General features: G+C 61.7%; 18 protein-coding genes. 8 read left to right on the forward strand and 10 right to left on the reverse strand.

Translation table 11 applies throughout. The features are described 5' to 3' along the window. Positions 1-69: 69 nt before the first annotated feature. From ACTYOL_RS06575 to ACTYOL_RS06590, 4 genes are all read left to right on the forward strand, one after another. On the forward strand, positions 70-1,215 hold the full coding sequence (locus ACTYOL_RS06575; RefSeq protein WP_054891761.1) for a serine hydrolase domain-containing protein: 1,146 nt from the start codon (positions 70-72) through the stop codon (positions 1,213-1,215). Between the two features lie 99 nt (positions 1,216-1,314). Further along, complete coding sequence (locus ACTYOL_RS06580) at positions 1,315-2,307, forward strand: OmpA family protein (protein ID WP_153774025.1); 993 nt, start codon at positions 1,315-1,317, stop codon at positions 2,305-2,307. 20 nt (positions 2,308-2,327) lie between these two features. Then, on the forward strand, positions 2,328-2,975 hold the full coding sequence (gene pdxH / locus ACTYOL_RS06585; RefSeq protein ID WP_153774026.1) for a pyridoxamine 5'-phosphate oxidase: 648 nt from the start codon (positions 2,328-2,330) through the stop codon (positions 2,973-2,975). 265 nt (positions 2,976-3,240) lie between these two features. After that, the gene (locus ACTYOL_RS06590) at positions 3,241-3,705 is read left to right on the forward strand and encodes a glycine zipper 2TM domain-containing protein (RefSeq protein ID WP_054891758.1); all 465 of its coding nucleotides are present in this window, start codon (positions 3,241-3,243) and stop codon (positions 3,703-3,705) included. Between the two features lie 65 nt (positions 3,706-3,770). Here ACTYOL_RS06590 and nhaA read toward each other — a convergent pair whose 3' ends face one another. After that, positions 3,771-4,961 carry a Na+/H+ antiporter NhaA gene (gene nhaA, locus ACTYOL_RS06595; protein ID WP_063543485.1) on the reverse strand — a complete coding sequence of 397 codons (1,191 nt, stop codon included), beginning with the start codon at positions 4,959-4,961 and terminating at the stop codon, positions 3,771-3,773. A 475-nt stretch (positions 4,962-5,436) separates the two neighbouring features. Here nhaA and ACTYOL_RS06600 point away from each other — a divergent pair, with 475 nt between their 5' ends. Next, positions 5,437-6,708, forward strand: coding sequence for an OprO/OprP family phosphate-selective porin (locus ACTYOL_RS06600; RefSeq protein WP_444758131.1), 1,272 nt, complete (start codon positions 5,437-5,439; stop codon positions 6,706-6,708). A 62-nt stretch (positions 6,709-6,770) separates the two neighbouring features. Further along, the gene (locus ACTYOL_RS06605) at positions 6,771-7,694 is read left to right on the forward strand and encodes a ParB/Srx family N-terminal domain-containing protein (protein WP_444757686.1); all 924 of its coding nucleotides are present in this window, start codon (positions 6,771-6,773) and stop codon (positions 7,692-7,694) included. Positions 7,695-7,721: 27 nt separating this feature from the next. On the opposite strand, the gene ACTYOL_RS06610 is transcribed toward ACTYOL_RS06605, so the two are convergent. The 7 genes from ACTYOL_RS06610 to ACTYOL_RS06640 form a co-directional block, all read right to left on the reverse strand. Next, positions 7,722-9,335, reverse strand: a complete 1,614-nt coding sequence (locus tag ACTYOL_RS06610) for an NAD(P)/FAD-dependent oxidoreductase (protein WP_153774029.1) — start codon at positions 9,333-9,335, stop codon at positions 7,722-7,724. Between the two features lie 104 nt (positions 9,336-9,439). After that, entirely contained in the window at positions 9,440-10,114 is a 675-nt protein-coding gene (locus ACTYOL_RS06615; RefSeq protein WP_054891754.1) for a COG3650 family protein, read from the reverse strand. Positions 10,115-10,245: 131 nt separating this feature from the next. Beyond that, complete coding sequence (locus tag ACTYOL_RS06620; protein ID WP_054891753.1) at positions 10,246-10,947, reverse strand: ABC transporter ATP-binding protein; 702 nt, start codon at positions 10,945-10,947, stop codon at positions 10,246-10,248. Then, entirely contained in the window at positions 10,948-11,715 is a 768-nt protein-coding gene (livG, locus tag ACTYOL_RS06625; RefSeq protein ID WP_054891752.1) for a high-affinity branched-chain amino acid ABC transporter ATP-binding protein LivG, read from the reverse strand. Next, positions 11,712-12,968 carry a high-affinity branched-chain amino acid ABC transporter permease LivM gene (locus tag ACTYOL_RS06630; protein WP_054891751.1) on the reverse strand — a complete coding sequence of 419 codons (1,257 nt, stop codon included), beginning with the start codon at positions 12,966-12,968 and terminating at the stop codon, positions 11,712-11,714. Before ACTYOL_RS06630 ends, livG begins: the two co-directional genes overlap by 4 nt. Further along, positions 12,965-13,888 carry a high-affinity branched-chain amino acid ABC transporter permease LivH gene (gene livH, locus ACTYOL_RS06635; protein WP_054891750.1) on the reverse strand — a complete coding sequence of 308 codons (924 nt, stop codon included), beginning with the start codon at positions 13,886-13,888 and terminating at the stop codon, positions 12,965-12,967. The genes ACTYOL_RS06630 and livH overlap by 4 nt, the downstream gene beginning before the upstream one ends. A gap of 226 nt (positions 13,889-14,114) precedes the next feature. Further along, on the reverse strand, positions 14,115-15,230 hold the full coding sequence (locus ACTYOL_RS06640; protein ID WP_054891749.1) for a branched-chain amino acid ABC transporter substrate-binding protein: 1,116 nt from the start codon (positions 15,228-15,230) through the stop codon (positions 14,115-14,117). Positions 15,231-15,591: 361 nt separating this feature from the next. Here ACTYOL_RS06640 and ACTYOL_RS06645 point away from each other — a divergent pair, with 361 nt between their 5' ends. Then, complete coding sequence (locus ACTYOL_RS06645; protein WP_153774032.1) at positions 15,592-15,897, forward strand: DUF2288 domain-containing protein; 306 nt, start codon at positions 15,592-15,594, stop codon at positions 15,895-15,897. A 187-nt stretch (positions 15,898-16,084) separates the two neighbouring features. Here ACTYOL_RS06645 and ACTYOL_RS06650 read toward each other — a convergent pair whose 3' ends face one another. Continuing rightward, entirely contained in the window at positions 16,085-18,256 is a 2,172-nt protein-coding gene (locus ACTYOL_RS06650; RefSeq protein ID WP_153774033.1) for a hypothetical protein, read from the reverse strand. Positions 18,257-18,450: 194 nt separating this feature from the next. Between ACTYOL_RS06650 and ACTYOL_RS06655 the strand changes: the two genes are divergently transcribed. Next, complete coding sequence (locus tag ACTYOL_RS06655) at positions 18,451-19,338, forward strand: NAD(P)-dependent oxidoreductase (protein ID WP_444757687.1); 888 nt, start codon at positions 18,451-18,453, stop codon at positions 19,336-19,338. On the opposite strand, the gene ACTYOL_RS06660 is transcribed toward ACTYOL_RS06655, so the two are convergent. Continuing rightward, the gene (locus tag ACTYOL_RS06660; protein WP_197892729.1) at positions 19,238-21,502 is read right to left on the reverse strand and encodes a putative bifunctional diguanylate cyclase/phosphodiesterase; all 2,265 of its coding nucleotides are present in this window, start codon (positions 21,500-21,502) and stop codon (positions 19,238-19,240) included. The genes ACTYOL_RS06655 and ACTYOL_RS06660 overlap by 101 nt on opposite strands. Positions 21,503-21,701 lie beyond the last annotated feature (199 nt).

Raw genomic sequence — 21,701 nt, forward strand, 5'->3', positions numbered from 1 at the left:
GTAGGCAAACCCGCCAACTACTGAAACAATGCACGACTTTGTGAGACAGGTCGTACGGAGAGTAGGCGGGTGCAGATCCAGGGCCACTATGAGCTGAAGTTCGAAGCGGTGCGCGACGCGTTTGCCGCATTGTTCGATGATCCCCAGGAGCGTGGCGCGGCGCTGTGCATCCAGGTTGGTGGCGAAACCGTCATCGATCTGTGGGCCGGCAGCGCCGACAAGGACGGCCAGCAGGCGTGGCACAGCGATACCATCGCCAACCTGTTTTCCTGCACCAAGACCTTCACTGCTGTGACTGCGCTGCAATTGGTGGGTGAGGGCAAGCTGGCCCTGGACGTGCCGGTGACCCGTTACTGGCCGGAGTTTGGCCAGGCGGGCAAGGACGGCATTACCCTGCGCCAGTTGCTGAGCCACCGCGCCGGCCTGCCGGCAATCCGTGAGTTGTTGCCGGCCGAGGCCCTCTACGACTGGCAGGTCATGGTCGACGCCCTGGCGGCCGAAACGCCGTGGTGGACCCCTGGCAGCGAGCATGGCTATGCCGCCATCACCTATGGCTGGCTGATCGGCGAACTGATCCGCCGCGCCGATGGCCGTGGCCCTGGTGACTCGATCGTCGCCCGCACTGCGCGCCCGTTGGGGCTGGATTTTCATGTGGGGCTGGCCGATGAGGAGTTCCACCGCGTGGCGCATATCGCCCGTGGCAAGGGTAATCCTGGTGATGCCGCAGCCCAGCGTTTGCTGCAGGTGACCATGCGCGAGCCTGAGGCGTTGTCGACCCGTGCTTTCACCAATCCGCCAGCGATCCTCACCAGCACCAACAAACCCGAGTGGCGCCGCATGCAGCAACCGGCTGCCAATGGCCACGGCAATGCCCGCAGCCTGGCGGGCTTCTATGCCGGCCTGCTCGATGGCAGCCTGCTGGAATCCGAACTGCTCGATGAACTGACCCGCGAGCATAGCCTTGGGCAGGATCGCACCCTGTTGACCCAGACCCGTTTTGGCCTGGGCTGCATGCTCGACCAGCCGGATGTCGCCAACGCCACCTTCGGCCTGGGTGCTCGGGCTTTCGGTCATCCGGGGGCGGGTGGATCGGTCGGTTTCGCCGACCCCGAGCACGACGTGGCCTTCGGTTTCGTCACCAATACCCTTGGCCCCTACGTATTGATGGACCCCCGTGCGCAGAAACTGGTGCGGGTACTGGGTAGTTGCCTTTGATCGGGTAATGCGGGTAATGCCCGATTCCTTTGACTATCCTCAATGCCAACGCCTCGTGTGTGTGGGCAAAATTTCTTTCTAATTCATGGTGTATCGCTGATGTCTTCACAAAAAACCTTAGCACTTGCCCTGTGCCTGGCCATGACCGGCTGCGCCAGCCACTCCCAGGACGCTTCGAAGGACGGCGGCCTCAGCTGGTGGCCCTTCGGTTCGGACAAGGTTGCCGAACAGGACGTGAAGGACGCGGTGACCGAAAAGGTCGTCCAAGCCGATGCGAAGTCTGAAAGCAGCAGCCGCTGGTGGTGGCCGTTCGGCTCGAGCGACAAGCAGGCCGAGGCGCCGGCAGTGCCCAAGATCGACCAGAAGGCTACCCAGGCCTGGCTGGACGAGTACGAACCGAAGCTGCGCGAGGCCGCCAAAGACAGCAAGCTTGAAATCGAGCGTCGTGACAACGTGCTTGCGGTGACCCTGCCGGTCGACGGCTCCTACAACCCGGACCGCCCGAACATGCTGCTGCCGTCTTCTCTGGGCCCGATCACCCGTGTGGCCAAGATCGTCGAAGGCGACCCGAAGACTGCCGTGCTCGTACTTGGCCATGCCGATACCAGCGGTGTCGCCGTCGCCAACCAGAAGCTCAGCCTCGAGCGTGCCGCGTCGGTCTCGGCGATCTTCCGCTTGAGCGGCTTGCAGCGTGACCGCCTGACCCTCAAGGGCATGGGCGCCGTGATGCCACGCGCGGCCAATGACAGCGTCGAGGGGCGAGCCCTGAACCGCCGTGTGGAAATGCTGCTGACCCCGCAGAACACCATGGTCGCCTTGCTGGCCAAGTACCAGCAGGCAGCCCCGGCACCGGTACCTGCGGCGATGGTTGCCACCCAGGATGCCAAGGCACCCGCCAAGGCCGCTGATGCCAAGCCCGCCGCGAAGAAGACTGTTGCCAAGGCTGCAGCCAAGCCCGCTGCGAAAAAGCCTGTCGCCAAGGCTGCAGCCAAGCCGGCCGCGAAAAAGCCAGCAACCAAGCCCGCAGCCAAGAAAGCGGCGCCTGCTGCCGACAAGAAAGTCGCCGCCAACAGCCCTGCGAAGACCAATTGATCGTCTAAGGAAACGCAGCCATGACTCAATCCCTGGCCGACATGCGGCGCGACTACACCCGTGATGGCCTGGCCGAGGCCCAGGCACCGGGTGAGCCGTTCGCGCTGTTTCACCATTGGTTCGGCGACGCGGTGAAGACCGAACAGCCGCCTGTCGAGGCCAATGCCATGACCCTTGCCACGGTTGACGGTGAAGGGCGTCCGCATTGTCGGGTGCTGTTGCTCAAGGGGCTCGATGAGCGCGGATTCACGTTCTTCACCAACTATGAAAGCGCCAAAGGCCAGCAATTGCTGGTCAATCCGTTCGCTGCGATGACGTTCTTCTGGCCGGCGCTCGAGCGCCAGGTGCGCATCGAAGGGCGAGTGGAAAAAGTCAGCGCAAAAGAGTCGGACGACTACTACCAGGTACGTCCTCTGGGCAGTCGGCTGGGGGCCTGGGCCTCGCCACAGAGCCGAGTGATCGCCGATCGCGCAGCGCTCGAAGGTTTGGTCAAGGCTACCGAGGCGCGGTTCTCCGACACTCAGCCGCATTGCCCGGACCATTGGGGTGGTTACCGCTTGCTACCTGAGCGGATCGAGTTCTGGCAGGGGCGCTCCAGCCGCTTGCACGATCGCCTCAATTACCGGCTGGTCGATGGTCAGTGGCAGCGAGAGCGGTTGGCTCCGTGATTGCCAGGGGGCCGCTTGCGGCCCTCGCCATTACCCGGTACGGCTTGATCTTCATCCCGTCTTCAGCGGCGAAAACACAGTCCAGCGCCCCCTGTCATTGCGACGATGAAGTAATCCACGACTATTCTTGGTCTCATTGGTGAAGTGGGCGGCAAGCTGCTTGGCGCCTGTACTCGAGCTGAATGAAAACAATTTAATAACGTTTGTGTCGTGACACCCATCCACACGGGGAGTCTAATAGACACCTGACTTATGGAGATTCCCCATGCGTAAATCCGTTTTGATGGTGGCAAGCTTCACCACCATGGCGCTGTTGCTCGGTGGCTGCCAGTCCAGCCTGACCGGTGACAGTTACTCTCGAGATGAAGCCCGTCGCGTGCAGACTGTGCGCATGGGCACGATCGAATCCCTGCGCCCGGTCAAGATCGAGGGTACCAAGACTCCGATCGGCGGTGGCGCCGGTGCCATTGTCGGTGGCGTCGCGGGCAGCGCCGTAGGGGGTGGTCGCGGCAGTATCGTTGCTGCGGTGATCGGTGCCGTGGCCGGTGGCCTGGCAGGCTCGGCCGCTGAAGAAGGCCTGACCCGCACCCAAGGCGTTGAAATTACCGTTCGTGAAGACGACGGCAGCATGCGCGCCTATGTGCAGCAAGTGCAGCAGAACGAGATCTTCCGCGTTGGTGAACGTGTGCGCATCATGACCGTCGATGGCACCAGCCGCGTCACTCACTGATTTCGCAGCGCAAAGAAAACCCCGATCCGGCGAGGCCGGTCGGGGTTTTTTTGTGCCTGATGCTATCAGCTGGTTGCAACCGATACTTGTCGCTTGCGGCTGGCCGCCGCAGTCACGGCATAGCCGATCAACGCCGCGAAGAGCGAGCCGGTGAGGATGCCCATGCGGTCCTCCCCGGCATACTCGCTGACACCGGATGGGAAGGCCAGGGAGCCAACGAACAGGCTCATGGTGAAACCGATACCGCACAGAATCGCGACGCCAAACACCTGGCCCCAGTTGGCGCCCGCGGGCAGGGCGGCCAGGCGCAGCTTGATGGCCATCCAGGTCAGGCCGAACACACCAACCGTCTTACCCAGCAGCAATCCGATGGCGATGCCCATGGGCACCGAATGCGTGAAGCTCTCCGCGCTGGCATTGGTCAGCGATACTCCAGCATTGGCGAACGCGAACAGCGGCAGGATCGCGTAGGCCACCCAGGGGTGTAGCGCGTGCTCCAGGGTGAGCAGTGGAGAGGCATTTTTCTTGTCGCCGGTGCCCAGGGGAATGAACATTGCCAGCGCCACGCCGGCGAGGGTGGCATGGACGCCGCTCTTCAGCACGCAGACCCAAAGGACCAGCCCGACGATCAGGTACGGCGCAAGCTTCTTCACCCCGAGGCGGTTCATGCCCAGCAGCGCCAGCAGACAAGCTCCGGCAAGCATCAATGCCATGTTCGAAAGCTCGCCGGAATAGAACAGGGCGATGATGATGATCGCGCCGAGGTCGTCGATGATCGCCAGGGTCATCAGGAACAGTTTGAGCGATACCGGCACACGCTTGCCGAGCAGCGCCAGCACGCCAAGGGCGAACGCGATGTCGGTGGCGGTAGGGATGGCCCAGCCAGCCAGTGTGGCGGGGTTGTCACGGTTGATGAACCAGTAGATCAGCGCCGGTACCAGCATGCCGCCGACCGCCGCAGTGGCAGGGAGAATGATCTGCGAGGGCTTGGACAACTGGCCTTCGAGTACCTCGCGCTTGACCTCCAGGCCGATCAGCAGGAAGAACAGTGCCATCAGGCCATCGTTGATCCACAACAGCAGCGGCTTGGCGATCTGCAGGGCGCCGATCTGCACCGCGACAGGAACGTCGAGAAAGCCCATGTACAGGTGCGACAGGGGTGAGTTGTTGACGATCAGGGCAATGACCGCCGCGATGATGAGCAGCAGGCCGCTGGCAGACTCCAGCTGCAGGAAACGATTGATAAGGCTGCGCACGGGCGAGCGTCTCCAGTACGTATTTGAACGGAACGGGCGTACACCCTAACGTGCGGCGATATTCTTTAAAACAAAAACTATATTCTTTTTTGTTATAAATGATTGCGCTTTGGCTATCTGACTCCTGGGCGGAGGTATCCCTCTGGATTCCAGGAATATTCAGCCAACTGCCGAGCCGTTTTACCGTTGAAATCTGTGCTGCAACGCTTTTCTTCGAAACAGGCGTCACGGAGGGGGAGTTGGGGACTGCGCATTGGCCTACATCCTGCTCGGATCGTTCCCCCGCTCTCTACAGAATTGGGTGTCTGCCTTCCAAGAACATGGCTGGTGAAATTTCAAAAAAACTCACTAATTCTCTGATTTTATTGGCTAATTATTTCAAGGAAACCTAACTGTAATGCGCTCCCAACAGGCTCTGCGGCCACCGATCGGCTGTGGTCCGGCGGTAGAAAACCATTACTTTGGGAGAAGTTGCATGAACGCTATTCACCGCCTGGCAAGCTGTCGTTTCGGCTTTGCTGCGGGCGCTCTGGGATTGATGGTCAGCACCCAGGCAGCAGCCGGTACCGTTACAACCGATGGGGCTGATATCGTCATCAAGACCAAGGGGGGGCTTGAAGTTGCCACGACCGACAAGCAATTCGCTTTCCAGATAGGTGGCCTGTTGCAGGCTGACTACAGTGAGTTCGACGGTATCTATAGCAAGAATGGCAAGCGCGCGAACGAGGCTTTCCTGCGTCGTGCCAGATTGGAGCTCAATGGCAAGGCCTATGGTGATTGGTCCTATGAGTTCTCCATCGATTTCGCCGACGACGGTGCGACGTCCTGGAAGGAAGCCTCTGTCAGCTACCTGGCGCTGGAGCCGGTGACGATCAAGTTGGGGCGTTTTGATCCCGACTTCGGGCTGGAGCAAGCTACCAGTTCCAAATGGACAACCGCCATGGAGCGTAGCCTGCTCGGCGATCTGGCCCCGTGGGTAGCCGACCATGCAGACGGCATGGGCGTGCAATTGAGCGCCAGCACCGATCTGTTCTATGGCGTCGCCAGTGTCAATCGCCCCAAGGGGCAGGAAGACAAGAACGGCAAGAACACCAACATCTATAACCTCCGCGCCGTCGTCGCGCCCTGGGCCGAGCCTGGCAATGTGCTGCATTTTGGTGTCGATTACGCCATGAGTGATATGGACAAGGTTGCCAGCAACGGCCGTATCCGTTCACGCCTGGGCGCGCGCGCAACCTCCGAGGACGCTGTCAACGGCAACCGCGTGGACCTTGCTCCCGGTGTTGCCGGAGCCTACGACGGTGATGCGGTCTGGGGGCTGGAAGCCGCCTGGGCGCGGGGGGCTTTTTCGGTGCAGGGCGAGTACCTGCGCCGGGATCTTGATGCAGTATCGGATACCAGGCGCAATGATCGAAAAGCTGAGGGGTACTACGGCCAGTTGGCCTACACCCTCACTGGCGAGCCTCGGGGTTACAAACTCAACGGTGGCAAGTTCGACAAGGTCAAGCCGTCCGACAAGCAACTGGGGGCATGGGAGGTCTTCTACCGCTTCGATGCCGCGCGAGTCGAAGAGCGCGGTTACCTGGGTAACCGGGCGAAGCTGCACACCTTGGGCGTCAACTGGTATGTAAATGATCAGGTCAAGGTTTCGGCCAATTATGTGAAAACAAACGTCGATGGCATCAGCAACCAGGCCGGTGATGACTCTGGCGACGCCGTGGCGATGCGCCTGCAGTATGTTTTCTGAGGCCTGGACCAGACATGTAGCAGCCCCGGTGCTCCGGGGCTTGCCTGACCGCGAGGAATACCATGATCCGCTTCTGCACTACCGTTTTGGCGCTGTTTCTGCTCTGTGCCCAGGCCCGAGCCGATGGCGAGCCTGTCCGCATCGGACAGCTGCTGGAGGTCAGCATCGAGCAGGTGCACCCAACCCAGGCTGTCATCGGATTCGACCAGATCTATTACAAGCTGGGTCGTTATGCCGCCGAGCCGAAAAGAGCCTTCGATGACTATTGTGAAGTCAACGGGCAGGGCGAGGCTCGTGCGGTGGGCAAAGGCGCCGAGTTGAGCAATCTTGACAGCTTTGTCTGTGAGGCCGCCATAGGTACTCGCAAGGCCGACATGAAGACGGTCGTCGTCGGCCCGGGCGGGCGCCTTTATCTCACCGATGGTCACCATGGTTTCACCAGCCTCGCCGAGTGGGCCGGTCGTGACTTGAAGGTCTGGGTGAGAGTTACCGACGATTTCAGCGACAGCACCGACCTTGCGCAGTTCTGGCAGCGCATGCAGCAGGCCCGCAAGACCTGGCTGCGCGATGCTGACGGCAAGCCGATCACACCTGCCCAGCTACCCGCCCATGTTGGCTTGAGTGATATGGCCGATGACCCGTATCGGTCCCTGGTGTACTTCGCCCGCAAGGTTGGCTACGACAAGCCGCGCTCCGGTGACGTGGCGCCTGAGTTTCTCGAGTTTTACTGGGGCAACTGGCTGCGGGGAACGTTGCCCCTGGCAGCTTTCGATCTTGATGAGCGCAGCGGTTATCGGCAGGCGGTTGCCGCAGCCGCCAGGTTGATGGTGACGCTGGCCCCGGACGAGGTTGTTGGCGACAGCGGCTTCACTGCGCGCCAACTGGGTGGTTATCACAGCGTTGACCGCAAGGAACTGGACAAGACTGCGAGCCGCAAGCTGGGCTATGTGGCCGAGTACCGCAAGAACCGCAGTACTCGGCAATAGCCCGTGCAACTGGCCTGGCTCGGGGCGTCAGGCCTTGATTCCCAGTATGTCGCGCGCGACCGCTTCGGCGATCCGAATGCCATCGACGCCCGCCGACAGGATGCCGCCGGCATAGCCTGCCCCTTCACCGGCCGGGAACAGCCCTTTGAGGTTCAGGCTCTGGTAGTCCTCGCCACGGGTAATGCGCAGTGGCGACGAGGTACGTGTCTCGATGCCGGTCAGCACTGCATCGTGCAGGTTGTAGCCCTTGATCTGGCGATCGAAGGCCGGTAGCGCTTCGCGAATCGCCTCGATGGCGAAGTCTGGCAGGCTGGGAGCCAGGTCACCGAGAGTGACGCCTGGTTTGTAGGAAGGTTCGACGCTGCCCAGCGCCGTGGACGCACGACCTGCGACGAAATCGCCGACCAGTTGCGCCGGCGCCTGGTAGTTGCTGCCGCCCATGACATAGGCGTGGGCTTCCAGGCGCTCCTGCAACTCGATGCCGGCCAGCGGGCCGCCCGGATAGTCACGCTCAGGGTCGATGCCCACGACGATGCCAGAGTTGGCATTGCGCTCATTGCGCGAATACTGGCTCATGCCGTTGGTGACTACGCGCCCCGGCTCGCTGGTGGCGGCGACCACGGTACCGCCCGGGCACATGCAGAAGCTGTAGACCGAGCGGCCATTCTTGGCGTGGTAGACCAGCTTGTAGTCGGCGGCGCCGAGTTTCGGGTGCCCGGCATACTTGCCCAGGCGCGCCTTGTCGATCAGCGATTGCGGGTGCTCGATACGGAAGCCCACCGAGAAGGGCTTGGCCTCCATGAACACGCCCCTGGCGTGGAGCATACGGAAGGTGTCGCGGGCACTGTGCCCCAGGGCCAGCACCACATGGCGCGAGTGCAGCTGTTCGCCGCTTTCCAGAACGACGCCGGTGAGCTGTTCGCCATCGACCAGCAGGTCGGTGACCTTCTCCTGGAAGCGGATTTCACCGCCCAGGGCAATGATCTCCTCGCGCATCTTCTCGACCATGCTGGTCAGGCGGAAGGTGCCGATGTGCGGCTTGTTGATGTAGAGGATCTCCTCCGGTGCGCCTGCCTTGACGAATTCTTCGAGCACCTTGCGGCCATGGTGCTGCGGGTCCTTGATCTGGCTGTACAGCTTGCCGTCGGAGAAGGTGCCGGCGCCGCCTTCGCCGAACTGCACGTTGGATTCAGGGTTGAGCACGCTCTTGCGCCACAGGCCCCAGGTATCCTTGGTGCGCTGGCGTACTTCCTTGCCGCGCTCGAGCACGATCGGCTTGAAGCCCATCTGCGCCAGCAGCAGGCCTGCAAAGATGCCGCACGGGCCGAAGCCGACCACGATCGGACGTTGCTGAAGATCGGCCGGGGCATGCCCGACGAACTTGTAGCTGACGTCCGGCGCCACGCTGATATTGCGATCATCGGCGAACCTGTGCAGAAGCTCGGCTTCGTTGCTGGCTTCAAGGTCGATGGTGTAGATGAACAGCAGTTCGCTGTTCTTCTTGCGTGCGTCGTAGCTGCGCTTGAACAGGTTGAAGCCGAGCAGTTGCTCGTCGCGGATCCCCAGGCGCTGGACGATAGCCTCGCGCAAGGCTTCGTCGGGATGGTCCAGGGGCAGCTTCAGTTCGGTGATTCGTAGCATGGCAGGGTCCAGTATCCCGGCCATGGGGCGGCCGGCGGCTTTACTCAAACCGCCAAGTATAAGCTGTTCGCCGCCCCGACTGGCAGGATAAAAGTACCCGATGATCAGTTGTCGCGCGCACCGCCGTAGTAAGCACAGCCTTGCAGGGCCTGGCCATCGATGCGCAGTTCGGCGCGCAGGTGACGTACGGCGCCAGTGCCAGGCTCCACGCAGCGCTGCGGCGCGACCCACAGCTCGACGCGCTGGCCGTTGGCTTCGCTGGACAGGCTCAGGCCGCCGCCGGGCATCTGCTCTTCGAGGAACGGCAGCGGCAGCGGATCCTTGCCTTCACGGTTGATCACCATGCCCTTGCCGCTGGCCTTGATGTCCCAGTCGGGTGCGTGCCCGCCAGCACGCAGGGTCAGTTGCTTGAAGTTGGGGTCTTCGCAGGCACTGGCCGAGGCTTCGACTCGGTACAGCCGGGTAACGTCCAGCTGGCCGTCACTGTTGGCCTCGCGACTGCCGGCCAGGCGCCCACGGATATCGGCGAACAGCGTTGTCTTGGGGCCACTGGCGAGGTTGGCGGCTTCCTGCAGGATGCCGGTTCCAGCGGCATCCTTGACCACGAAGCGACGTGCCTCGCTGCAGGGCTTGAACAGCAACTGACCATTGGCTGCACTGAGTTCGCCTTGCATGCGGGTAGTGCCGACGTTCGGGTCGCTCGGTTGTTCGGCGAGCATCTGGCAGCCGGCGAACAGGGGCAGCAGGGCGGCGAGCAGCAGGGGAGGGGTGAGACGCATCGTGCAGACTCCGGGGTCGCGGGTATCGAGGGGAGTCACGTTACCCAGCGAGCGTTGGCTTCACAAGGGTCATCACCCAGTGTCGTATTTCGCGGGATCATGAAAAAAGGGCCCGCAGGCCCTTTGATCATTCAACCACCCAGGTACGCGTCACGCACCTTCGGATCGGTCAGCAATGCCTCACCAGTCCCTTGCATCACCACCTTGCCGTTCTCCAGCACATAGGCGCGGTCGGCGATCTTCAGTGCCTGGTTGGCGTTCTGCTCTACCAGGAATACCGTCACGCCATCACGGCGCAGTTGTTCGATGATGTCGAAGATCTGCTGGATGATGATCGGCGCCAGGCCCAGCGACGGCTCGTCGAGCAGCAGCAGCTTGGGTTTGCTCATCAGCGCCCGGCCGATGGCCAGCATCTGCTGCTCGCCGCCGGACATGGTGCCGCCGCGCTGGGTGAAGCGCTCCTTCAGGCGCGGGAACAGTTGCAGGACCTTGTCCATCTGCTCCTGGTAATCGCCCTTGTCGGTGAAGAAACCGCCCATGGCCAGGTTTTCCTCGACGGTCAGGCGGGCGAACACGCGGCGGCCTTCCGGCACCACCGCGATGCTCTTGCGCATGATGTGCGAGGAGGGCTGGCCGACCAGCTCTTCGCCCAGGTACTTGATGCTGCCGCTGTGTGCCTGTGGCGAGCCGCACAGGGTCATCAGCAGGGTCGACTTGCCGGCGCCGTTGGCGCCGATCAGCGTGACGATCTCGCCCTGGTTGATTTCCACGTTGACGCTGTGCAGCGCCTGGATCTTGCCGTAGAAAGTGGAAACGTTCTCGAACTTCAGCATTTACGCTTCCCCCAGGTAGGCCTTGATCACATCAGGGTTGCCGCGGATTTCCTCCGGCGTGCCATCGGCCAGGGGCGTGCCCTGGTTGATCACCACGATGTGGTCGGAAATGCTCATCACCAGTTTCATGTCGTGCTCGATCAGCAGCACGGTCACGTTGTGGGATTCGCGCAGGTAGCCGATGAGGGCCTTGAGGTCTTCGGTTTCCTTGGGGTTCAGGCCTGCTGCCGGTTCGTCGAGCATGATGATCCGTGGCTGGGTCATCATGCAGCGAGCGATTTCCAGGCGGCGCTGCTGGCCGTAGGCGAGGGTGCCGGCGGTACGGTTGGCGAACTCGGTCAGGTTGACCTTCTCCAGCCAGTACTGGGCCCGCTCCATGGCTTCCTTCTCGCTGCGGCGGAACGCCGGGGTCTTGAACAGGCCTGCGAAGAAGTTGGTGTTCAGGTGGCGGTGCTGGGCAATCAGCAGGTTTTCCAGCGCGGTCATTTCCTTGAACAGACGTACGTTCTGGAAGGTCCGCACCACGCCCTTGCGGGCGATCTGGTGGCCGGCCAGGCCCTGGATCGGCTGACCGTCGAGCAGGATGGTGCCGCCACTTGGCTTGTAGAAGCCGGTCAGGCAGTTGAACACCGTGGTCTTGCCGGCACCGTTCGGGCCGATCAGGGCGACCACCTGTTTTTCCTTGACGGTCAGGCCCACGCCATTGACCGCCAACAAGCCGCCGAAGCGCATGCTCAGGCCGCTGACTTGCAGAATTTCGCGGCTCATCGACGCAGCTCCATGTGTGGACGTTGCATAGGCAGCAGGCCTTGCGGACGCCAGATCATCATCAACACCATCAGCGCACCGAACATCAGCATCCGGTATTCGCTGAACTCACGCATCAGCTCAGGCAGCAGGATCATCACGATGGCCGCGAGAATCACGCCCAACTGAGAGCCCATGCCGCCAAGCACGACGATGGCGAGGATGATCGCCGACTCGATGAAGGTGAACGACTCCGGCGTCACCAGGCCCTGGCGCGCAGCGAAGAAGCTGCCGGCGAAACCTGCGAAGCAGGCGCCCAGGGTGAAGGCCGAGAGCTTGATCACGGTAGGGTTCAGGCCCAGCGCGCGGCAGGCGATCTCGTCTTCGCGCAGCGCTTCCCAGGCACGCCCGATCGGCATGCGCAGCAGGCGGTTGATCACGAACAGCGCGAGCAATGCCAGCAGCAGGGCGACCAGGTAGAGGAAGATGACCTTGTTGATCGAGTTGTATTCCAGCCCGAAGAACTCATGGAAGGTCTGCATGCCCTCTGCCGCACGGCGTTCGAAGGTGAGCCCGAAGAACTCGGGTTTGGGGATGTTGCTGATGCCGTTGGGGCCGCCGGTCCAGTCGGTGAGGTTACGCAGGAACAGGCGAATGATTTCGCCGAAGCCGAGCGTGACGATCGCCAGGTAGTCGCCGCGCAGGCGCAGTACCGGGAAGCCGAGCAGGAAACCGAAGGTTGCGGCCATGAGGCCCGCGATCGGCAGGCAGACCCAGAAGCTCCAGCCCAGGTAGTGCGAGAGCATGGCGTAGCTGTAGGCACCGACGGCGTAGAAACCGACGTAACCCAGGTCGAGCAGGCCGGCCAGGCCGACCACGATGTTCAGGCCCAGGCCCAGCAACACGTAGATCAGGATCAGGGTGGCGATGTCGACCGCGCCGCGCGAGCCGAAGAACGGCCAGATCAGGGCGGCCACGATCAGGCCCAGGATGATCCAGCGCTGGGTCTTGGGCAGGGTCAGGAAGTTGCTTACCGAAGGCGGGATCAGTTTGCGATCGGAACGCCCGCCCATCACTGAGCTCCACTGCTTGTCGAACAGCACACGCAGGAACATCAGTATCGAACACACGGCAATGATGCTGATGGTGAAGCTGCCCTGGCTGTGCACGATCAGGCTGATGCCATCGATGCTCAGCTTCAGGCCCAGCACCGGGAAGGCGACGGCCCAGACCAGCAAGGCGCTGAAGAACGCCTGTTTGAGATTTCTGTTCATACTTTTTCAACCTCCGGACGGCCCAGGATGCCGGTCGGCCGGAACAGCAAGACGAGAACCAACAAGCCAAACGCCACCACATCCTTGTACTGGTCGCCGAAGATGTCGGCGCCGAAGGCTTCGGCCACACCCAGCACCAGCCCGCCGAGCATGGCGCCCGGGATGCTGCCGATGCCGCCCAGAACCGCTGCGGTGAAGGCTTTAAGGCCTACCAGGAAGCCGGCGTTGGGGTTGATCACCCCGTACTGCATGCTCAGCAGCACGGCCGCCACGGCTGCCAGGGCGGCGCCGATGACGAAGGTCAGGGCAATGATGTTGTTGGTGTTGATGCCCAGCAGGTTGGCCATCTTGATGTCCTCGGCGCAGGCGCGGCAGGCGCGGCCCAGACGGGAACGGGAGATGAACAGGGTCAGGCAGGTCATGGCCACCAGCGTGACGACGAATACCAGCACCTGCATGTAGGACACCAGCACTTCCTCCGCACCGCCCGGGCCGAACGAGAAGGCGCCCGGAATCAGGTTGGGGATGGATTTGTCCTTGGAGTCCTGCGACAGGAGCACGGTGTTCTGCAGGAAGATCGACATGCCGATGGCGGAAATCAGCGGGATCAGGCGGTTGCTGTTACGCAGCGGCCGGTAGGCGACCCGTTCGATGCTGTAGCCGTAGGCACTGGTCACGCAGATGGTTGCGACGAAGGCCACGGTCATGAGGATCGGCAGCGAGTGGATACCCATCATGGCCAGGCCCGCGAGGGCGATGAAGGCCACATAGGATCCGATCATGTACACCTCGCCGTGGGCGAAGTTGATCATCCCGATGATGCCGTACACCATCGTGTAACCGATGGCGATCAAGGCATAGGTGCTGCCGATGGTCAATCCATTAACCAGTTGTTGGAAGAAATGGTAGATCTCAGGCATTACAGCGCTCCTAAAAACCTGATTTGCATTTCGCTGGCGGGCGATGGGCCCGGCCCGTTTCGTGGTCTTCGCCAAGTCAGTGGGCACAGCCAGGAAACCGCGGGTGACGGTTTTAAGATTTTCAGGTGAACCGGCTCCCGGATCGCGGGAATCAGGTCCATGAACCTCGTAAAACAAAGCCCACTGCTCGCACAGTGGGCTTCTCGGTCAGCTATTAGTCACGCAGTTACTGAGGGGAGACTTCGGTCTTCGGCTTGCCGAAGTGCCATTCGTAGACCACGAACTTGAAGTCTTTCAGGTCACCTTTCTCGTCGTAGGACAGCTCGCCGGTCGGGGTCTTGAACTTGCCGGCGTGGATGGCGGCTGCCACCTTGTCGGTGTCTTCGGACTTGGCGGCTTCGATACCCTTGGCGATCAGCTCGACAGCGGAGTAGGCCGGGAACACGAACGGACCGCTAGGATCCTTGCCGTCAGCCTTGATGGCGTCGACGATTGCCTTGTTCTCAGGATCAGCGTCGAACGACTTCGGCAGGGTGACCAGCAGGCCTTCCGAAGCGCCCTGGGCGATCTGCGAGATGGAGTCGTTGCCGACACCTTCCGGACCCATGAACTTGGCTTTCAGGCCCTTCTCTTGCGCCTGGCGCAGGATCAGGCCCAGCTCTGGGTGGTAGCCACCGTAGTAGACGAAGTCGACGTTGTTCTGCTTGAGCTTCTGGATGATCGAGGAGAAGTCCTTGTCACCGGCGTTCAGGCCTTCGAAGACGGCGACCTTGGTGCCTTTCTTCTCGAGGGTCTGCTTGACCGCGGTGGCGATGCCTTCACCGTACTGCTGCTTGTCGTGCAGGACGGCAACGACCTTGGGCTTGACGTGGTCGGCAATGTAGTTGCCGGCTGCCGGGCCCTGGGCGCTGTCCAGACCGATGGTGCGGAAGATCAGCTTGTAGCCACGGGCGGTGATTTCCGGGGAGGTGGCGGCGGGGGTGATCATGATCACGCCTTCGTCTTCGTAGATGTCGGACGCAGGCTGGGTGGAGCTGGAGCACAGGTGGCCGATGACAAACTTGACGCCGTCGTTGACCACTTTGTTGGCGACTGCAACGGCCTGTTTCGGGTCGCACGCGTCGTCATATTCCTTGGCCTCGAGCATCTTGCCGTCGACGCCACCCTTGGCGTTGATGTCTTTGATGGCCTGTTTGGCGCCGATGAACTGCATGTCGCCGTACTGGGTTACCGGACCGGTCTTGGGACCGGCGATGCCGATCTTGATGGTGTCGGCGGCAAACGAATGGCTGGCTACCCCGGCCAGGACCATTGCGGCGAACAGCTTGGAAATCTTGATCATAGTGCTCCACTCATTCTGTTGTAATTCTTATAGTCCTGGCGGCCAGGGCTACAGACCGGGCGGGATTTGCGGCACGCTCGTGCCATGTCGCAAGCCCACCTTCCCCCGGAACATGTCCCGGAACTGTACCGGTACAGTGTAGAGCGCTGTTCGAGCGCTTGAAAAGCGGGCAAAAAGCGCCTGTTTCCCGGGGTGTCGCATGATCGACATAAAGATACAGAAAAGCGCCATCACTTTGCCTCTATCCTGGGCCCAACCCCATACAACCGGGGCCCGTCGATCAAATTACGTATTTGAAACCGGGTTTTTCTGCAAAAATGCCGGCCTTTTACAAACGGCCATTCTGTCGGCAGGAACCCCCATGACTGATCACACAAGCACCCTCTATGCCAAATTGCTCGGCGAGACCGCGATTATCGAGTGGAAAGCCTTGGAGCGTTTCTGGGCCAAGGGTGACCTGATTTGGGTCGACCCCAGCCTTGACCTGATCGCTGTTGCCGAGGCGATGGCCGAGAATCGCAGCGAAATCTTCGCCAAGTGGCGTAATGATGGCGTTGTCGGACCGCTCACTGCAGAGCAGGCGCTAGACCTGCAAACCCGTGATCCTGAGATCTGGGCGGTGGTGGTTTCGCCGTTCATCGTGATCCAGATGAAGAAAGCGGAATAATCGCGGGCGTTTTTAGTGCGAAAAAGGAGTTGATCGCACCTTGTTGGTGCGCGTTGACGCTGACGTAAGGTGGAAGTAAGTAACAAGTCGCCGGGGCGTTCGCCAGTGCGGTAACAGTTTACGGGATGCGTAATACCCCCTGCAGGAGTGGCGAACCGCCACTCCTGCAGCAGTGACGTGCCAGCCCTCAGTAATCCACCCGCCCGGTATGGCTGTTGAGCGAAATCACCCGGGTCTTGCCGATCCGATGCCTGAAGATCTCGCGCAGGTACTTCACCGCTTTCTTCACGCATTCGCGCGACAGGCGGATGTCGTTGATCGAGACGAAGCGGCTCTTGTCGTTGATCAGCTCGCGGTACTTCTTCTCGTACATCGGTTTGATCGCATACCAGTTGGTATCGAGTATTTTCGCCGGATTCTCGAACTCGTTTAGCAGGTCATCGATACGGTCTTCATCGAAATGTTCGCTGGTGATGAATTCCAGGATGGCGTTGTCCAGCGTGTCGTCGAAACGGTAGGGTGTGCGCGCGAAGCAGCGCTTGATGAAGGCCACGATCAGCGTCAGGAAGTCGTCCGACAGGCATGGGCTCTTGGCGATCAGGGTGGTCAGCGACAGGTTGGCCGAGGCGCCGATCACCAACGCGTAGCGCTTGAGCGTGGTGTTGGGGAACAGGCTGTTGAGGTGGGTCTTGAGCCGGTTCAGGTCCATGTACGACAGCTTGTAGTCCTTGGGCAGCGACACGATCGATACCACTGACGAGCAGTTCTTGAAGAAATGCAGGTCGTGCAGGGCCGCCGCGTCGAAGCCCGAGGCCTGGTACTGCTCCAGTGCCGCGCGATAGCGGCGCGACTCGATGGGCAGCAGGCTGATGCCCTCGATGGCCTGGGTCTGTTTGTTGAAGTGGGGCAGGTCGATGGAGCGCAAGAACAGGTCGTCGATGTCCAGGCGCGGCGATTCGCGTTCGAACACCTTGAACTTGTCCGAGGCCTGCGCGGGCGCCTCCGGCACTACCGATTCGGCATAGGCGATGGCTACCGGGCCCGCGAGGCTCATGAAGAGGTCGTTGGCGTCCAGGCGGATGGTTTCGCCAATGTCGATGCCGGCGCGGCGGAAGTAGTTCTGGTCGTAGTCGGTGGTCACGGCCTGCGCGGTGAGGATGTTGAAGATCTGCTGGGAGATGTACTGGTTGGCGTGCTTCTCCATGGCATTGACGTCGATGTTCTGGATCGTTCCGTCATCGCTCTCTTCGGCGTAGCGCATGATGTCGTTGGAGATCAGCATCATGGCGTTCCACGGGCGGATGCGCCCCATGACGCTGGCTTCGCTGCTGTCTTCGTTATCGAAGTTGTACGAGAAATCCCATTCTTCGGACAAGTATTTGCACAACAGGCGCCCGGCATTGATGTGCAAGGCCTCGGACATTTCACTGCGGTGGTCGGAGGCATTGGGCAGCACACAGATGCCGCTGGTGAAGATCGGCTCGAAAACGAAAGAATGCCCGCCCTTGCCGTCGTTCTCGTCAGCCGGCTTGGTGTCGAAAGTCTTGTTCATGTACGAGTACTGCTGGGCCAGGCCGAACTCCGAGGCCATCCCTGAGCCGGTGCCGCCGCCGGCGCTGAAGATGTAGAAGTACAGGCGCGATTGGTTGGCCTTGATGCCGCAGGAATCGATCAGGTAGGAGTGGATCAGTTTCCAGTCGGCGCTCGAGAAGCGCTGGGTATCCTTGTTGAGGATGATCTTGGCCAGGTACTGGCCGAGGATCGGCGCATTGCCGGCGCCGCCGGCGTGCACCTCGGACAGGTCCATGATCTTCATCTTGCTGTAGTCGCGCAGGAACCCGCCGCGCTCACCCTTGCGCGAGAAGCGGATGCGCCCGGCGATGTCCTTGTCCAGATCGCCGAGCATCACCAGTGGCTCGACCAGAAATACCGGTTTGGCGCCCTTGTTCTGTACCAGGCGCAGGTTCTGTCGGATCCAGCGTGCAGGGCTGTAGCCGCCTTCGTTCCTGTTGCGGTCTTCGTTGTTGAACTCGTTGAGGAAGAAGGTGCGCGCGTTGTACACCAGTTCCGCCACGTCCAGGGCAATGTTCGAACCACAGCGCCCCAGGCCGATCAGGCATACCGAGGGGAACTGCTGGTCCAGACGCAATTGGCTTTCGTCTTCCGCGTGCAGGCCCTGCGGGAATACCAGGTCACGCAGGCCGTCGAGGTTGTCGAGGATGCGCTGGATATCGCTCTCGGTGAAGTACAGGTATTGCGCGGGGACGTTGCGGGTGGCCTGGCCGCCACCGAGGGTCAACGAGGTGCTGTTGGTGGAGGGCTCGGGCACTGCATTGGCAGAAGTATTATTGGAGGTCATAGTGCGCCATTTGCCTGGAGTGGTGGACGGTCGGAAGATATGTCATCTGGCCATTACGTAAATCCGGCGACTGTAGCAGTGCGCCTTTTGCCTATGCGATAGGGGTTTACCCTATGGTCGTTAGGGGTTCGCGCTGGCATCTGCACTGCATCGTCCGAAGGTCGCGCTTCTTTAATCCTTGCCTGGAGTCGTTCATGAGTACTGCATTGCCTTCCCTGGGATTCGCCGGGATCGGCCTGATGGGCCTGCCGATGTGCCGTCGTCTGCTGGCTGCCGGCTACCCGCTGACCGTGTGGAACCGCAGCCCGCAGAAGTGCGCCGAGCTGGTCGCCGCTGGCGCACGCCTGGCCGAGAGCCCGGCGGCGTTGTGCCGTGACACTGACATCGTGCTGCTGTGCCTGGCCGACACGGGCGTGGTCCGCGAGGTGGTGTTCGGCGAGCAAGGCATCGCCGAGGGCGGGCGCAGCGGCCAGTTGCTGGTGGATTTCTCCAGCCTCGAGCCAACCGCCACCCGCGACATGGCCGCGGAGCTTGCGGCCCTGTGCGGCATGGCCTGGCTGGATGCGCCAGTGTCCGGCGGTACGCCAGGCGCAGAGGCGGGTACCCTGGCGATCATGGTGGGCGGTGACGCTGCGGACCTGGCGCGCGTGCGCCCGGTGTTGCTGACCCTCGGCCAGCGCGTGACGCACATGGGGGCGGTTGGTGCCGGCCAGGTGACCAAGGCCTGCAACCAGATGATCGTTGCCTGCAATGCCTTGGTGATTGCCGAGGTGGTGGCCCTGGCCGAACGTTCAGGGGTGGATGCCAGCCTGATCGCCGAAGCGCTTTGCGGCGGATTCGCCGACTCCCGGCCGCTGCAGATCCTCGCGCCACAGATGGCGCAAAGTCGCTACACCCCGGTCAAATGGCATGTGCGCACCTTGCTCAAGGACCTCGACACTGCAGTGAAGTTTTCCCGCGAGCAAGGTTCGGCAACACCCATCAGTGGCCTCGCCGCGCAACTGATGCGCCTGCACGGCAGCCAGGGGCATCTGCAAAACGATCCGGCGACCCTGGTAGAGCTGTTCCGCGCTCGGGAATGAAGTCGCTGTCCAGATTGTCGAGCCGCTCCAGCACCGGCGGCAGGTCGGTCAACGGTACCGGACGGCTGAGCAGGTAGCCTTGAAGGAAATCGCAGCCCTGGGCGGCGAGAAATGCGCGTTGCTCGTCGGTTTCCACGCCCTCGGTGACGACCTGCAGGTGCAGGGTGTGGGCCATGATGATGATGGCCTGGACGATCTCTCGGTCTTGCTGGCTGCCTGGCACATCCTGGATGAACGAGCGGTCGATCTTCAGCACGTCCAGGGGAAGGCGCTTGAGGTAGGCCAGCGATGAATAGCCGGTGCCGAAGTCGTCGATCGACAGGGCCACGCCCTGGGCGCGGATGCGTTTGAGCAGGTTGATGGTGCGGTGGATATCGCCCATCAGGGCGTTTTCGGTGACTTCCAGTTCCAGTTGGCGAGCAGCCACACCGGCCTGGAACAAGGCCATCTCCACTTCGCTGGCCAGTTCCTCGCGCCCCAGTGTCACGGCGGAGCAATTGACCGTGACCTTGAGGTGTCCGTAGCCCAGGCGGTTGAGTTCTGCCACGTCTTCGCAGGCGCGGCGCAGTACCCAGAGATCGAGTTCGGCGATCAGGCCATTGGCTTCGGCAATACCGATGAAGCGGTCGGGGCCGAGCAGGCCATGCTGCGGGTGCTGCCAGCGTACCAGGGCTTCCAGCTTGGCGACCCGTGCGCTGTGCAGGTCGAAGATCGGCTGGTAATGCACGCACAATCCGCGCTCATCGAGCAGCGCCACGCGCAGTTCCTCTTCCAGTTGCAACTCGAGCGTGGCGCGGGTCTTCAGGCTGCTGTTGAAGAAGTTCAGGTTGTTGCGCCCGCCACCCTTGGACTGGTACAGCGCCAGGTCGGCATTCTTCAGCAGCTCCTCGGCGCTGCGTCCATCGTCGGGAAAGATGCTGATACCGATACTGGTGGTCATGACCATGCGTCGCCCACCGAGATCGATGGGCTCCTTCATGCGCTGCATGATGCGTTGCGCGAGGTGACGGGCTTCGTCGCGGTTGTGCAGGCTGGTGACGATGCAGAACTCATCGCCGCCAAAACGCGCCACCACGTCCTGGGAGCGGGTCGCCGCCTTGATGTGTCCGGCGATCACCTTGAGCAGTTCGTCGCCAGCGGCGTGCCCGAGGCTGTCGTTGATGCGCTTGAAGTGGTCGATGTCGAGGAACATCACGGCCAGCATGCCTTCGCTTGCGGTCTGCTCGGCCAGGCGTTCGGCAAAGACCTGGTTGAAGCCGCGGCGATTGATCAGGTTGGTCAAGGCATCGTAGTGGGCGGCCTGTTGCAGCGAGGCACGGGCCTGGTCGAGCTGGCTGAGCAGCACATTGACCCGCCGCAGGTCATGTTCCTTGCTTTGCAGCTTCTTGTCGGCCAGTGCAGCGCTGATGCTGCTGCCACTGATCAGCAGGGTGATGAACGCGATGGTCAGCCCCAACTGCAGGCTGTTGTTGGCCGAGGGCAGTTGCAGGGGCAGGTTGTCTGGAATGACCAGCGACAGTGCCGCCATGCCCGTGAAGTGGGTGAGGACGATGCCTGCCGCCATCATCAGGCTGGCGCCGTACTTCATCACCAGATGCAGGGTGCCGCTGCCACTGCGAAAGTGTCGGGCCATCAGCAGCGCCACCAGGCTGGTGACTACAGCGATGCCCAGCGAGGCGACCAGCAGTGGGGTCTGGTAGTACTGCAGGGCGCTGGTCTGCAGGGCGGCCATGCCGACGTAATGCATCACGGTGATGCCGAGGCCGATCGCCAGCGCAGCCTGCAGGTAATGACGCCACTGCATCACAGTGCGATCGAGGCTGTTCATTGCCAGCCACGCGGCGAGCAGGGCGATGATCAGCGAGAGGGCGGTCAGCGGCATGTCGTAATGCACTTCAAGCGGCGCCTGGAACGCCAGCAGGCTGATGAAGTGCATGGCCCAGATACCGCTGGCCAGGCAGCAGGCACCCAGAATCCGCCATTGGCGGCGGGCGTTGAGCCCCTCGCTGTGACTTTGCCGCTCGGCCATGTCCAGGGTGGCGAAGCATGCAGCGCAGGCCACCAGGTAGGCGAGCATGACCAGGAAAGGGTTATGACGGCAGTCGAGGATGATTTGTCCGCTCGCCGGAAGCTCGGCGAACAATTGAAGTCCCAGCCACTCCATTGCCTGTCTCTTCGTCGAGTTTGCACTCGTCCCCAAACAGCGTGGTGGAGACCGTTGAAACCGGAGTATAGGAAAGGGGAGCTAGGCCTTCCTGATTAATGGCAGTTTGATCTCTACCATTTGGACATGAGGTCAATAGCGGAAGGTTATAAAAACAGATGAGGCGGCGCGTGCTTCGCGGGCAAGCCCGCTCCTGCAT

Source organism: Pseudomonas sp. A014, from assembly GCF_052378495.1.
Taxonomy (GTDB): Bacteria; Pseudomonadota; Gammaproteobacteria; order Pseudomonadales; family Pseudomonadaceae; genus Aquipseudomonas; species Aquipseudomonas machongensis.

Coding starts and splice junctions, on each gene's coding strand:
- ACTYOL_RS06600 (WP_444758131.1), top strand. CDS start 5,437: ATGAACGCTATTCACCGCCTGGCAAGCTGTCGTTTCGGCTTTGCTGCG.
- ACTYOL_RS06605 (WP_444757686.1), top strand. CDS start 6,771: ATGATCCGCTTCTGCACTACCGTTTTGGCGCTGTTTCTGCTCTGTGCC.
- livG (WP_054891752.1), bottom strand. CDS start 11,715: ATGAGCCGCGAAATTCTGCAAGTCAGCGGCCTGAGCATGCGCTTCGGC.
- ACTYOL_RS06655 (WP_444757687.1), top strand. CDS start 18,451: ATGAGTACTGCATTGCCTTCCCTGGGATTCGCCGGGATCGGCCTGATG.
- ACTYOL_RS06650 (WP_153774033.1), bottom strand. CDS start 18,256: ATGACCTCCAATAATACTTCTGCCAATGCAGTGCCCGAGCCCTCCACC.
- ACTYOL_RS06610 (WP_153774029.1), bottom strand. CDS start 9,335: ATGCTACGAATCACCGAACTGAAGCTGCCCCTGGACCATCCCGACGAA.
- ACTYOL_RS06630 (WP_054891751.1), bottom strand. CDS start 12,968: ATGAACAGAAATCTCAAACAGGCGTTCTTCAGCGCCTTGCTGGTCTGG.
- ACTYOL_RS06580 (WP_153774025.1), top strand. CDS start 1,315: ATGTCTTCACAAAAAACCTTAGCACTTGCCCTGTGCCTGGCCATGACC.
- livH (WP_054891750.1), bottom strand. CDS start 13,888: ATGCCTGAGATCTACCATTTCTTCCAACAACTGGTTAATGGATTGACC.
- ACTYOL_RS06640 (WP_054891749.1), bottom strand. CDS start 15,230: ATGATCAAGATTTCCAAGCTGTTCGCCGCAATGGTCCTGGCCGGGGTA.
- ACTYOL_RS06660 (WP_197892729.1), bottom strand. CDS start 21,502: ATGGAGTGGCTGGGACTTCAATTGTTCGCCGAGCTTCCGGCGAGCGGA.
- pdxH (WP_153774026.1), top strand. CDS start 2,328: ATGACTCAATCCCTGGCCGACATGCGGCGCGACTACACCCGTGATGGC.
- ACTYOL_RS06620 (WP_054891753.1), bottom strand. CDS start 10,947: ATGCTGAAGTTCGAGAACGTTTCCACTTTCTACGGCAAGATCCAGGCG.
- ACTYOL_RS06645 (WP_153774032.1), top strand. CDS start 15,592: ATGACTGATCACACAAGCACCCTCTATGCCAAATTGCTCGGCGAGACC.
- ACTYOL_RS06615 (WP_054891754.1), bottom strand. CDS start 10,114: ATGCGTCTCACCCCTCCCCTGCTGCTCGCCGCCCTGCTGCCCCTGTTC.
- ACTYOL_RS06590 (WP_054891758.1), top strand. CDS start 3,241: ATGCGTAAATCCGTTTTGATGGTGGCAAGCTTCACCACCATGGCGCTG.